Here is a 12,468-nt window from a genome sequence, read left to right as displayed (position 1 = left end):
ACCAGCTTGGTCAGGCCGCGTACTCGGTCTGCGTCTGCTCGACCGGCCTGCGGTGACGGCCGCGGGGGGCCGCCTGGCCCGCCTCGCCGTCGTGCTGCGCCGAAACCGGACCCCGGTGCCGGCCGTGGCCGGTGGACTCCTGGACGTCGGCGGTGTGCTGGTTCGTGCTGGCGTCACTCATCGGAAAACTCACCCCGTCAACATGATCTTTCTGACAGCCGGGCGAGTTTAACCGGCGGCCCACACCCCGAATCCAGGCGGCCACGCCAACCGGCACTACTTCGTTACAAGACGCCCAAGGGGCGCCTCCTGAAGGGGCACAGGACGCAGTACGGCGGGGGCCGGAGGGTCCGCTTCCGACGGCTCGCCGGACGCCGCGGAGGACCCCTCCGACGCCGCCCCCGAAGCCGTACCGTCCCGGACCGGACCCTCCGCCCCCGTGCCCCCCCTACCCCCCGAGCCCCCCGCTTCCCCCGCGTCCCCCGAGGGCGCCGCCACCCGCGCCAGCCCGCACGGCGCCTCGGCCGTCGCGTACGGCAGGTGGAGTACCCCGTCCCCGGTCCAGAGGCCCGCGCCCGCCAGCCAGCCCCGGGGCGGCGGCAGGTGGTGCATCCGGCGCTGCGCGGGCCGCCACACCCCGACCCAGCTGCCGACGGGGCCGTCGACCCGCAACGCCACCGCGCAGCTCTCCGGCATCAGCACCTGCCCGGGCTGGATGGCGAACGGCGTGACCGTGCAGTCGGGCACCCGCAGGCACTCCGGAAAGCGCACCGGCAGGGTGCTGCCCAGGACCCCCCAGCCCAGCCGTCCGTGCCCCGGCGACGGCGCGTCCGAGCGGATCAGCAGCAGTCCGCTGTCCGGGTCGGCGAGCAGCAGCCGGTCGTCGCTCTCCGCCGCGATCTGGAGCAGCGGCGAGACCTCGCCGCCGCGCTCCAGGTCGACCACGACGGCCTTCGTACGGCCGTCGGCCTCCCGGTCCAGGGCCAGCATCCGACCGGCGTGGTCCAGCCACACCCCGCCCGAGCAGCGCCCCGGAACCTCCGCAAGGTGCTCCGGCCCGAAGGCGCCGCCCGCCACCAGCCACACCGCGCTGGAGCTGCGGCCCACGGCGACGGCGTACGCCTTCTCGCCGCCCGGTGCCGGCGGCAGCAGCCGCAGCCGGGTGCCCTCGTCGGGGCACTCGACCGCGCCCAGCGGCAGCTCACCGGTGTCGGGGCCGGTCGGATAGAGAAGCGAGAAGGTGTGCCGTCCGCCCGCGAGCCGCCGGATGAGGACGCGTCCGTCGCCCATCGGCTGGACCTCGGTGCCGGGCTCCTCCGGCTGGTTGCCGGGCAGCGGCACCGCGTACGGCTCGGGGCCGTCCAGCGTCCAGCGCTCCGGGAACCAGGAGTCGCCGTCCTGCGTGAGACGGGCGGCGTAGGCACCGTCCGCCGTGATGGCGCACTCCGGCCGCGTGGCACCATCCGCGTCTTCCGCCGGGGGCTCGATCGCACAGGCCGTCATCGTCTGGTCACCTCCGGCCACGAAGCTAGTTTTCGTACGCACACGCGGGGGACCGGCGAGCAGTCACTTCACACAAAGGGGTGGCCCAGGAACGATTTGCCTGAGGAAGCCGGGGCGACTGTGCTGAGCGGCGGGAGCGACGGCGGCGCCGGTTCAGTGGCGGAGAACAGACAGGTAGCCTTTCCTCGTGCCCCGTCTGTCTGAAGTCATCACCGCGCTGGAGAACCTGTGGCCCGCCGCGCGGGCCGAGTCCTGGGACGCGGTCGGCACCGTCGTGGGCGACCCCGACCAGGAGGTCACGCGGGTCCTGTTCGCCGTCGACCCGGTCCAGGAGATCGTCGACGAGGCGGTGAAGCTGGGCGCCGGCCTGCTGGTCACCCACCACCCCCTCTACCTGCGCGGTACGACGACGGTCGCGGCCTCCACCTTCAAGGGCCGCGTGGTGCACACGCTGATCAAGAACGACATCGCGCTGCACGTCGCCCACACCAACGCGGACAAGGCGGACCCGGGCGTCTCCGACGCCCTCGCCGGCGCGCTCGACCTTCGCGTCGTACGCCCCCTGGTGCCGGACCCGACCGATCCGTCCGGCCGCCGAGGCCTGGGCCGCATCTGCGAGCTGGACCACCCGCTGTCCTTGAGGGATTTCGCCACCCGCGCCGCCGAGCGGCTGCCCGCCACCGCGCAGGGCATCCGGGTGGCGGGCGACCCCGAGGCCGTGGTGCGCACGGTCGCCGTGAGCGGCGGTTCGGGCGACAGCCTGTTCGACGACGTCCGCGCGGCCGGCGTCGACGCCTTCCTCACCGCGGACCTGCGCCACCACCCGGCGTCGGAGTTCGTGGCAGGGCACACCCACAGTCCCCTCGCGCTGCTCGACGCGGCACACTGGGCCACCGAGTGGCCCTGGTGCGAGCTGGCCGCCACGCAGCTCGACGAGATCTCCGACCGCAACGGATGGGACCTTCGCGTCCACGTCTCCAAGACGGTCACCGACCCTTGGACCGCCCACGCGGCGTCCGTCACCACCACTGAAAACCTGGGAGCCCCCAACTGAACGCCGAGCCCGCCGACCAGATCCGCCTTCTCGACGTCCAGGACCTCGACGTCCGTCTCCAGCAGCTCGCGCACAAGCGCAGGTCGCTGCCCGAGCACGCCGAGATCGAGGCGCTGACCAAGGACCTGACCCAGCTGCGCGACCTCCTCGTGGCCGCGCAGACCGAGGAGAGCGACACCGCCCGCGAGCAGATCAAGGCCGAGCAGGACGTGGACCAGGTGCGCCAGCGCGCCGCCCGCGACCAGCAGCGCCTCGACTCCGGCGCGGCCACCTCCCCCAAGGACCTGGAGAACCTGCAGCGCGAGATCGCCTCCCTCGCCAAGCGGCAGGGCGACCTGGAGGACGTCGTCCTCGAGATCATGGAGCGCCGCGAGTCCGCGCAGGAGCGGGCCGCCGAGCTGACCGAGCGGGTCGCGTCCGTCGAGTCGAAGATCGAGGACGCGACGGCCCGCCGGGACGCCGCCTTCGAGTCCCTCGACGGCGAGGCGGCGACGGCGACGAAGGAGCGCGAGGTCATCGCCGCCACGATCCCCGCCGACCTGATCAAGCTCTACGACAAGCTGCGCGCCCAGCAGGGCGGCGTCGGCGCGGCCAAGCTCTACCAGCGCACCTGCCAGGGCTGCCGCCAGGAGCTCGCGATCACCGACTTCAACGAGGTCCGCTCGGCGGCGCCCGACACGGTCGTCCGCTGCGAGAACTGCCGCCGCATCCTGGTGCGTACGTCCGAGTCGGGTCTCTAGGACCACGGTGATCCGGTAAGGGGCTGCGGACGTGCGGGAGTTCATCGTCGAGGCCGACGGCGGGTCACGGGGCAACCCGGGGCCCGCGGGCTACGGATCCGTGGTGATCGACGCGGCGACGGGGGAGACCCTCGCCGAGGCGGCGGAGTACATCGGCGTCACCACGAACAACGTGGCCGAGTACCGGGGGCTGGTGGCCGGCCTGCGCGCCGCGCACGCACTCGACCCCACGGCCAAGGTCCACGTCCGCATGGACTCCAAGCTCGTCGTCGAGCAGATGTCGGGCCGCTGGAAGATCAAGCACCCCGACATGAAGCCACTCGCGGCGGAGGCGGCGCGGATCCTCCCGGCTTCCCAGGTGACGTACGAGTGGATCCCCCGCGAGCAGAACAAGCACGCGGACCGGCTGGCCAACGAGGCGATGGACGCGGGCAAGCGGGGCGAGCAGTGGGTGGCGTCGGCCTCCACGGCGGAGCTGGACGCGGCCGACGCGCGCTCGGCCGCGGCCAGCAGGGCCGCGGCTCGCCCGGCCGTCGAGCGCTCGGCCGCCGCGAGCCCGGCGGTCCTTGAGCCGTCCGGGCCGCCGGGAGACGCGACTGCGGGTGCGGCGCGTGCGCGTGCCGCGATGGCGGGCGCGTCCTCTCCGGCCGGGCTTCCTCCCTTCACTGCCGCTGCCTCGTCACCCGCCCTGTCCTCCCGCCGCGGAGCGGCGGACTCACCCGGTGGCGGGGCCGCGAAGGCCGGTGCGGATGTGCGGGCCGCGCAGGTCGTGGCCTCGCCCGGGTGGGGTGCGGCCGACATGGGGGCGCCTGCCACCTTCGTGCTGCTCCGGCACGGCGAGACGCCGCTCACGCCTCAGAAGCGGTTCTCCGGGAGCGGCGGGAGCGACCCCTCCCTCTCCGACATCGGGCGGGACCAGGCGGAGCGGGTCGCCGCGGCGCTGGCCCGGCGCGGCACCGTCCAGGACATCGTCGCCTCGCCCCTCGCCCGCACCCGCGAGACCGCCGCAGCCGTCGCCGCCCGCCTCGGTCTCGAGGTGAGTGTCGACGAGGGCCTGCGCGAGACCGACTTCGGTTCCTGGGAGGGCCTGACCTTCGGCGAGGTCCGTGAGCGCTTCCCGGACGACCTGAACAAGTGGCTGGCCGCCCCGGAGGCCGAACCCACCGGCGGCGGCGAGAGCTTCGCGGCCACCGCCACCCGGATCGCCGCCACCCGCGACAAGCTGGTCGCGGCGTACGCGGGCCGCACGGTCCTGCTGGTCACCCACGTCACGCCGATCAAGACGTTCGTACGACTCGCCCTCGGCGCCCCGCCCGAGTCCCTGTTCCGCATGGAACTGTCGGCGGCCTCCCTGTCGGCGGTGGCGTACTACGCGGACGGCAACGCCAGCGTCCGGCTCCTCAACGACACGTCCCACCTGCGCTGAGCGTGGCGGCCGCACGGGCCAGCTCCTCGATCCGCCCCCAGTCCCGCGCCGCCACCGTGTCCGCCGGTAGCATCCAGCTTCCGCCCACGCAGCCGACGTTGGGCAACGACAGATACTCCGGCGCCGACTCGATCCCGATCCCGCCGGTCGGACAGAACCGCGCTTGCGGCAACGGCCCCGCCAGCGACCGCAGATACGCCGTACCGCCCGCCGCCTGCGCCGGGAAGAACTTCATCTCCCGCACCCCGCGCTCCAACAGCGCCACCACCTCGGACGTCGTCGACACTCCCGGCAGGAACGGCACCCCGGACGCCCGCATCGCCTCCAGCAGTACGTCCGTCCAGCCCGGGCTCACCAGAAAACGCGCCCCGGCCCCCACCGCCTGTGTCACCTGCGCCGGCGTCAGCACGGTGCCCGCGCCGACCACCGCCCCCGGCACGTCCCCGGCGATCGCCCGGATCGCGTCGAGCGCGGCGGGCGTCCGCAGCGTCACCTCGATCGCGGGCAGCCCTCCTGCGACCAGCGCCCGGGCGAGCGGCACGGCGTCGGAGGCGTCGTCGATGACGACGACGGGCACGACGGGGGCGAGGTCCAGGAGTGACGGGGCCATGGCGTCATCCTGCCCTCGGTGTGCAGCATGCGCAAAGGTCGTTGCGCATGCTGCAACGCGTGTACGGCTCTAGCTGTGCGGCAGCTCAGTGGACCTCGTCCACCAGCACATCCAGCGCCCAAGCCGTCGTCCCGGCCCTCGCGGGTGTTTCCGCCTCCACCACGTACCCGAGGTCCCGAAGCACCGTCACCAGCTCCGCCGGATCCCTGGGCGCGATCCCGGCCGACAGCAGACTCCGCACGATCCGCCCCTTCGTCGCCTTGTTGAAGTGGCTGACGACCTTCCGGGTCGGCGCGTGCAGCACCCGTACCGTCGCCGTCCGCCCGGCGACCTCACCCTTCGGCTTCCACGCGGCCGCGTACGCCGAGGACCGCAGGTCCAGCACCAGCCCGGCCCCGGCCACCTCCGGAAGCGCGGACGCCATCGCCGTACGCCAGTGCGCTCCCAGCGCCCCGGTCCCGGGCAGCTTCACGCCCATCGAGCAGCGGTAGGAGGGAATGCGGTCGGTCACCCGGACCGCGCCCCACAACCCGGAGAAGACGAGTAGCGACCGGGCGGCGCGCCTCTTGGCGGCGGCGTCCAGGGTCGCCAGGCCGAGGGCGTCGTACAGCACACCCGTGTAGATCTCCCCGGCGGGCCGCGCCCCCGCGGTCCGCAGCTCCGCGTTCTTCGCGACCTCGCCCTTCAGCCCTTCACTCAGCCCGAGCACGTCGCGTGCCTTGTCCTCGTCGCCCGCACACAGCTCGACCAGCTCGTCCAGTACGGCCTCACGGGCGGCGGTGAGCCCCGGCAGCGACAGCGACTCCAGCTTCAGCGGGGCGCCGCGGCCGGAGGAGGCCTTGCCTTCGGAGGGCGGCAGCAGGACAAGCACGGATCGATCCCCTTCGGTTGAACTCCTGAGCTCCTGAGCTCCGCAACAGCGTACGGCGTGCCCCCGAGCCGCCCTCGCCCGTAGGGCCTGCCCGGCGGATCCTCTCGGAGACGCGGGGCTTGGCACGCCCATCTGCCGCGTTGTCGTCAGTCGCCGACTCCCCCACGCTCGAACAACCTCGCGCGGGGGGACCCCCATCGCGTCGACTCCTTCCTCCGCCTTGCAGCTGCACGCACCAAGCCCCGCTCGCCTGCGCTGATCAGGCATCGCGGCTTTCCCCCGAGCTGATCCGCCGGACAGGCCCTACGCTCGCTGTATGCCCCGCCGCCACATCCGCGTGTCCGGCGCCCCCGAAGCCCCCCTCCGGGCCGCCCTCGCCGCACTGCGTACGGAACTCGGCGTGCCCGAGAGCTTCCCGCCCGAGGTGCTGGCCGAGGCCGAGCGGTCGGCGAAGGCGCCCGCCGTCCCCGCGTACGACGCCACCGACCTCCCCCTGTTCACCATCGACCCGCCCGCCTCCACCGACCTCGACCAGGCGATGCACCTGTCCCGGCACGGCACCGGCTACCGCGTCCGGTACGCCATCGCCGACGTCGCCGCCTTCGTCGTGCCCGGCGGGGCCGTGGACACGGAGGCCCACCGCCGGGTGACCACGCTCTACTTCCCCGACGAGCGGGTCCCCCTGCACCCGCCCGTGCTCAGCGAGGGCGCCGCCAGCCTCCTCCCCGACCAGGCCCGCCCGGCCGCGCTGTGGACGATCGACCTCGACGCGGACGGCCGTACGCTCGCCGTCGACGTCCGCCGGGCCCTCGTCCGCAGCCGGGCCAAGCTCGACTACGCGGCCGTACAGAAGCGGATCGACTCCGGCACCGCCGAGGAGCCGCTGGCGCTGCTCAAGGAGATCGGCGAGCGGCGCGAGGCGCTGGAGGCCGAACGCGGCGGCATCTCACTCAACGTCCCCGAGCAGGAGATCGTCGACCAGGACCACACGTACGAGCTGACGTACCGCGCCCCGCTCCCCGCAGACGGCTGGAACGCCCAGATCTCCCTGCTCACCGGGATGGCGGCGGCGGACCTGATGACCGCGAACGGCACGGGCATACTTCGCACCCTCCCCGCCGCCCCGGACGGCGCGGTCGGCCGCCTCCGCCGCACCGCCCACGCCCTGCACATCGACTGGCCGCACCACGTCTCGTACGCCCACCTGGTCCGCTCCCTGGACCCGCACCGCCCGCACCACGCGGCCTTCCTCCAGGAGTGCACGACCCTGCTGCGCGGCGCCGGCTACACCCCCTTCCGGGACGGCGCGCTGCCGGACATCACCACGCACGCCGCCGTCGCCGCCCCCTACGCCCACTGCACGGCCCCGCTCCGCCGCCTCGTCGACCGCTACGCGTCGGAGATCTGCCTGGCGGCCGTCGCCGGCGACGCCCCGCCCGACTGGGTGCTCGCCTCGCTCGACGTACTGCGCAAGGAGATGGCCGACGGCACCCGGCGCGTCGGGGCCGCCGAGCGCGGGTGCGTCGACATCGTCGAGGCCGCACTGCTCAAGGGCCGGGTGGGGGAGGTGTTCGACGGGTGGGTGGTGGACGTGGAGGAACGGCAACCGACCGTCGGAACGGTGCAGTTGGAGTCCCCGGCGATCATCGCCCGCATCGAGGGCGACCCTCTTCCCCTGGGGGAACGGCTGCGGGTACGCCTCACGCGGGCCGATCCGGCACTGGACGCCCCGTCGAAAGTGCTGTTCGCGCCTGCTTGATCGCACGTACGAGATTGTCGGCGTCCTCGGCATGGAAACGCACGAGACGAATGTCCCGGCGACGGCCGATGAAGGTCAAGTGCGCTACAGGCTCGGCGAGTACGAGCGTGACGGAGGTCTGCGCGCCCACGGCGAGGTCGAGTTCACCGTCGGCACGCTGATGACCGGCCCGCAGCTCACGGCGTACGTCAGCGATCGTCTCCAGGGGAACGCGCAGATCCACGTGCACGCCCCGGCGGATCCGCAGCGAACCGGCGTCGAGCACATGCGGCCGCACCACGTTCGCCGCGTGCAGCCCGACGACGAAGACAAGGGTGTACAGGTCCAGGGCGAGCCACACCCGATGCACGACCGGATAGTCGCGCAGCAGCACGGACATCGTCAGCGTCTCGACCACACACACGAACCCGAAGCCGAACATCATCGCGCCCTGCCCGCGCGCGTACCCGAAGACCCGCCCGCCGTCGCCGGTGCCGTGGGTCCTCCGGCCCGCCCACAGCACAAGACTCACGAGCATCCCCAGCTCGTGCCGAACGAGCACGCGCACGGTCCTCATCGGTCCCTGCCCTCGTTCCTGCCCTCGGTCAGGATCCGCAAGGTCCGGCGGATCGCCTCGGCCTGCGCGGGCGCGAAGTCCGCGTAGAAGGCGCGGAGGAAACTGTCGTCGTGATCGATGGCGGCGGCCTCCGGCAGCAGCTCGGCGGGCAAGCACGCGACGAGGGCACGGGCGGCCTCGTCCACGCGCGGGTCGTCCGGGTCGGCGTCGGCGAGCGCGTCGAGCAAGGCGTAGGCGGCAAGGGCCCGCTCCACCCCACCAGGGGTGGTGAAGGTGCTGCCCAACAGCCCGATCAGCTGCTCCCGGGCCTCCGGTGTCGCCGAGGTGTCGATGAGAGCGAGGATCTCGCGGTCCTTGGCCGCCATGGGTGAGTCGGAGACGTCCCCCACCTCGCTGAGCAGCGCCGCGAGCTCCGGCGAGACCGGCCCCTCGGCAGGCAACGACCCCTGCTTGATGAGCCCGCGCAGCCGGGCACGCTGCTCCCGGATCGCCGCCTCCTGCCGGGCCAGATCCTCGTCGAGCTCGGTGAGAACCTCGACGAGATCCTTCCCGGCATCCTCGGCAAGCACGTCCCGCACCTCCGCGAGCCCCAGCCCGAGCTCGGTGAGCCGCCGGATCCGGGCGAGCACGACGGCATGCCGCAGCGTGTAGTCCCGATAGCCGTTGCCGAGCCGCCGGGGCTCAGGCAACAGGCCGAGATGGTGGTAGTGCCGAACGGCCCGGGTCGTGACCCCGACCGCGACGGCAAGTTCTCCGATCCGCATGGGACCAGTACAAACGCTGACGCTGCGGCAGGGTCAAGGCCGGGGGCCGGCGCCTTCTCGTACAGGTGATCTTCCGCGGTTCCGTTCCGGTGAGCGACTGAACCGCCATTGCATGGAAGCCATGGCACTGGATCCGATCACACGGAAGCTCCTGTTGGACTGGTTCGTCGACCTGGACACCCCCGAGGGCCTTCGAGCGGAACTCATCGAGGGGGAGCTCGTCGTGACCCCGGTGCCGGACGGGCACCACGAGCACTGCATCAGCCGGACCGCGCGCCAGGTGTATCGGCGGTCCCCGGCCGAGATCGAGTTCTCGGCGAACAAGGGTCTGCTGCTGCCGAGCGAGGACGGCTTCCCGAAGGACCACGTGATCCCGGACGGTACGTTCGCCCCGAAGGAACTGGAGCTGTATCGAGGAGCCGAAGCCTGGATGCCTGGGGAAGGAGTCGCCATGGTGCTGGAGGTGACGTCCCCGAGACCCCAGACCGCCCGGAAGCCGCAGACCGACCGCGAGACCAAACGCCGCTGCTACGCCCGCGGCGGCATCCCCCTCTACCTGCTGGTCGACCGCGAGGCCTCGTGGACCACACTGTTCAGCGACCCGGCGTCGGGCGACTACCGGGAGATCCGCGCCGCCGCCTTCGGCAAGCCCCTCACCCTCCCGGACCCCTTCGCCTTCGACCTGGACACGTCGGACTTTCTTTGAGCCCTCCGGCGTTCCACCCACAAGGACGACGACCAGGGGGCGGCGCATGGAGCAGGCACGGTGGACCAGGGCACGCCTAGGCAGCTGCGGCCCCCCGCTCGACCTGCTCACCGCCCGCTTCGACCGCCACACCTACGCCGCGCACACGCACGAGCAGTTCAGCATCGGCATCTGCGTCGACGGCTCCGAGGTCATCGACTACCGGGGCGACCACCTCCGCCCCGGCCCGGGCGCCATCGTCGTACTGGCCCCCGGAGAAATGCACACAGGCCGCCCCGCCGCCTCTGACGGCTACGCCTACCGCGCCCTGTACCCCGACCCCTCCCTCCTCACCGAAGGCACGCTCGGCGACGGCCTCCCGCACTTCCCCGAGCCCCTCCTCGACGACCCCGAACTGGCGACCGCCCTCCGCCGCGCCCACACGGAACTCAGCGCCTGCCCCGACCCACTGGAGACCGAGTCCCGCCTTCCCTGGCTCCTCACGGCGCTGGCCCGCCGCCACTCCACGGCCCGCGCGGCGAGCGACACGGTCCCCGGCGCCGCCCACATCGCCCACGCGGTACGCGACCGCCTGGCCGACGAGCTCCTGGAGCCCCCGTCCCTCGCCGAACTCGCCGCCGTCCTGGGCCTGTCCCGCTACCAACTCCTCCGAGCCTTCCGTACGACGATGGGGATACCCCCGTACGCCTGGCTGGCGCAGCACCGGGTGCACCGGGCCCGCGGGCTACTGGAGTCCGGACTGAAGCCGGCCGAGGTCGCGGGACTGGTGGGCTTCGCCGACCAGGCGCACCTGACCCGCTGGTTCCGGCGGGTCCTCGGGGTCACCCCGGCGGCGTACCGCAACAGCGTTCAAGACGGCCGCCGCTGACCTGGCGAACATGGCCGCATGACTGCACGCGGCTGGTTTCTGTTCTCCCTGATGGGAGTGGTCTGGGGCATCCCCTACCTGCTGATCAAGGTGGCGGTGGACGCCCCCCTGTCCCCGTCCATGGTGGTGTTCGCGCGCTGCGCGCTGGGCGCGGCCCTGCTCCTGCCCTTCGCCCTACGCCAGGGCGGCCTGCCCGCGACCGTACGGACCCACTGGCGCCCGATGCTGGCCTTCGCGTGCATCGAGATCATCGGCCCCTGGTGGACCCTGACCGACGCCGAACGCCACCTGTCCAGCTCCACGGCAGGCCTGCTCATCGCCGGCGTCCCGATCGTAGGAGTGGCCCTGGCCCGCTTCTTCGGCGACACGGAGAGGCTGGGGATGAGGCGCGTCATCGGACTCGGCCTGGGCCTGGCCGGCGTAGGAGTCCTCACGGTCCCGCACCTCACCGGCGGCGACGCCCGCTCCCTCGCAGAGGTCCTGGTGACGGTGGTCGGCTACGCAGCGGCCCCCCTGATCGCGGCCCGCCACCTGAAGAACGTCCCCACCCTCCAGCTCATCGCCCCCTGCCTGGCCCTCGCGGCCCTGGTCTACGCCCCCGCGGCGGCCCTGACCCGGCCGTCGGCGATGCCCTCTACCTCCGTCCTGGCCGCACTGGCGGCACTGGGCGTCATCTGCACGGCGGTCGCCTTCGTGGCCTTCCTGGAGCTGATCAAGGAGGTCGGTCCGACGAGGGCGACGGTGTTCACGTACGTCAACCCGGCGGTGGCGGTGGCAGCGGGCGCGATCTTCCTGGACGAGCGGCTGACGGCGGGCATCGTGGCGGCGTTCACGCTGATCCTGGCGGGGTCGGTACTGGCGACGGCGGCTGGCCCGGGGGCCGCCGTACCTCCGGTGCACCCCGAGGAGCGCGGCGGCCTAGCACAGCGACTCCGCCGCGGGCCGGACCCCCGGCCGGACAGAGGCGAGGCCCGCGCCCGGTAACATGGTCGACACGGCAGACGAGCCGGGCGGACGGCCGCGTGAAGACCCTCAGGGGGATTCCCGAGGAACGTCCGGGCTCCACAGGGCAGGGTGATGGCTAACGGCCACCCGGGGTGACCCGCGGGACAGTGCCACAGAAAACAAACCGCCCAGCGCCTCGGCGCTGGGTAAGGGTGAAACGGTGGTGTAAGAGACCACCAGTGCCCAGGGCGACCTGGGCAGCTAGGTAAACCCCACCCGGAGCAAGGTCAAAAGGAGCGCGGTAAAACGCACTCTGCGCGGACGTTCGAGGGCTGCCCGCCCGAGTCCGCGGGTAGACCGCACGAGGCCGGCGGCAACGCCGGCCCTAGATGGATGGCCGTCTCCCCGGCCGCCGCGAGGCGGTTGGGTGACAGAACCCGGCGTACAGCCCGACTCGTCTGCCTTTTATTGCTCTGACCTGGGTGTTTCCTAGCCTGACCACCACACCACTGGTGTCCGTCAAAGCGCCTCGTCTCTCTCATCGTGTAGGACACCGGGTTGGCCCTTGAGCGCCGGATGATAGCGGGATCATGCGTCAGCTCCCGGCGCTATCGTTGGGGCCCTCAGTTGGAGTATCACCACTAGTGATGCTGCGATCGCGTATTG

13 protein-coding genes and 1 other RNA gene are annotated in these 12,468 nt (G+C 72.5%); 8 read left to right on the top strand and 6 right to left on the bottom strand.

Features of this window, described 5'->3' with window-relative positions:
- Positions 1 to 10: 10 nt before the first annotated feature.
- Positions 11 to 181 carry a hypothetical protein gene (locus ACZ5XS_RS18100; RefSeq protein ID WP_468652342.1) on the bottom strand — a complete coding sequence of 57 codons (171 nt, stop codon included), beginning with the start codon at positions 179 to 181 and terminating at the stop codon, positions 11 to 13.
- A gap of 95 nt (positions 182 to 276) precedes the next feature.
- Positions 277 to 1,503: a hypothetical protein gene (locus ACZ5XS_RS18095; protein ID WP_468652424.1), complete on the bottom strand. Its 1,227-nt coding sequence runs from the start codon at positions 1,501 to 1,503 to the stop codon at positions 277 to 279.
- A gap of 187 nt (positions 1,504 to 1,690) precedes the next feature.
- Between ACZ5XS_RS18095 and ACZ5XS_RS18090 the strand changes: the two genes are divergently transcribed.
- Genes ACZ5XS_RS18090 through ACZ5XS_RS18080 form a run of 3 tightly spaced genes read left to right on the top strand, consistent with a single transcriptional unit; the run spans position 1,691 to position 4,723 of the window.
- Positions 1,691 to 2,557 carry a Nif3-like dinuclear metal center hexameric protein gene (locus ACZ5XS_RS18090; RefSeq protein WP_468652340.1) on the top strand — a complete coding sequence of 289 codons (867 nt, stop codon included), beginning with the start codon at positions 1,691 to 1,693 and terminating at the stop codon, positions 2,555 to 2,557.
- On the top strand, positions 2,554 to 3,297 hold the full coding sequence (locus ACZ5XS_RS18085) for a zinc ribbon domain-containing protein (protein WP_468652422.1): 744 nt from the start codon (positions 2,554 to 2,556) through the stop codon (positions 3,295 to 3,297). Before ACZ5XS_RS18090 ends, ACZ5XS_RS18085 begins: the two co-directional genes overlap by 4 nt.
- Before the next feature lie 31 nt (positions 3,298 to 3,328).
- Positions 3,329 to 4,723 (top strand): bifunctional RNase H/acid phosphatase, encoded by a 1,395-nt coding sequence (locus ACZ5XS_RS18080; protein WP_468652338.1) that lies wholly within the window; start codon positions 3,329 to 3,331, stop codon positions 4,721 to 4,723.
- Here the strand turns inward: ACZ5XS_RS18080 and eda are convergent.
- Positions 4,698 to 5,333, bottom strand: a complete 636-nt coding sequence (gene eda / locus ACZ5XS_RS18075; RefSeq protein ID WP_468652337.1) for a bifunctional 4-hydroxy-2-oxoglutarate aldolase/2-dehydro-3-deoxy-phosphogluconate aldolase — start codon at positions 5,331 to 5,333, stop codon at positions 4,698 to 4,700. The genes ACZ5XS_RS18080 and eda overlap by 26 nt on opposite strands.
- 85 nt (positions 5,334 to 5,418) lie before the next feature.
- Complete coding sequence (gene yaaA, locus ACZ5XS_RS18070; RefSeq protein WP_468652335.1) at positions 5,419 to 6,204, bottom strand: peroxide stress protein YaaA; 786 nt, start codon at positions 6,202 to 6,204, stop codon at positions 5,419 to 5,421.
- Positions 6,205 to 6,520: 316 nt separating this feature from the next.
- Between yaaA and ACZ5XS_RS18065 the strand changes: the two genes are divergently transcribed.
- Positions 6,521 to 7,963, top strand: coding sequence for an RNB domain-containing ribonuclease (locus ACZ5XS_RS18065; protein ID WP_468652333.1), 1,443 nt, complete (start codon positions 6,521 to 6,523; stop codon positions 7,961 to 7,963).
- On the opposite strand, the gene ACZ5XS_RS18060 is transcribed toward ACZ5XS_RS18065, so the two are convergent.
- Both ACZ5XS_RS18060 and ACZ5XS_RS18055 read right to left on the bottom strand, forming a co-directional pair.
- Entirely contained in the window at positions 7,905 to 8,519 is a 615-nt protein-coding gene (locus ACZ5XS_RS18060; RefSeq protein ID WP_468652332.1) for a hypothetical protein, read from the bottom strand. The two genes, ACZ5XS_RS18065 and ACZ5XS_RS18060, sit on opposite strands and share 59 nt — an antisense overlap.
- A complete protein-coding gene (locus ACZ5XS_RS18055; RefSeq protein WP_468652330.1) occupies positions 8,516 to 9,283 on the bottom strand; it encodes a MerR family transcriptional regulator in 768 nt (255 codons plus the stop codon). Before ACZ5XS_RS18055 ends, ACZ5XS_RS18060 begins: the two co-directional genes overlap by 4 nt.
- 112 nt (positions 9,284 to 9,395) lie before the next feature.
- On the opposite strand from ACZ5XS_RS18055, the gene ACZ5XS_RS18050 reads away from it, so the two are divergent.
- The 4 genes from ACZ5XS_RS18050 (at position 9,396) to rnpB (ending at position 12,263) form a co-directional block, all read left to right on the top strand.
- Positions 9,396 to 9,989, top strand: coding sequence for a Uma2 family endonuclease (locus ACZ5XS_RS18050; RefSeq protein WP_468652328.1), 594 nt, complete (start codon positions 9,396 to 9,398; stop codon positions 9,987 to 9,989).
- A gap of 46 nt (positions 9,990 to 10,035) precedes the next feature.
- Positions 10,036 to 10,857: a helix-turn-helix domain-containing protein gene (locus tag ACZ5XS_RS18045; protein WP_468652326.1), complete on the top strand. Its 822-nt coding sequence runs from the start codon at positions 10,036 to 10,038 to the stop codon at positions 10,855 to 10,857.
- 18 nt (positions 10,858 to 10,875) lie between these two features.
- Positions 10,876 to 11,841, top strand: a complete 966-nt coding sequence (locus ACZ5XS_RS18040) for a DMT family transporter (protein WP_468652324.1) — start codon at positions 10,876 to 10,878, stop codon at positions 11,839 to 11,841.
- An 18-nt stretch (positions 11,842 to 11,859) separates the two neighbouring features.
- Positions 11,860 to 12,263, top strand: an RNA gene (rnpB, locus tag ACZ5XS_RS18035) — RNase P RNA component class A.
- Positions 12,264 to 12,468 lie beyond the last annotated feature (205 nt).

The sequence above is a fragment of the Streptomyces sp. NPDC033131 genome (assembly GCF_055578365.1).
The sequence above is the reverse complement of the archived record's forward strand: the minus strand, read 5'-3'. Positions and strand labels throughout refer to the sequence as shown.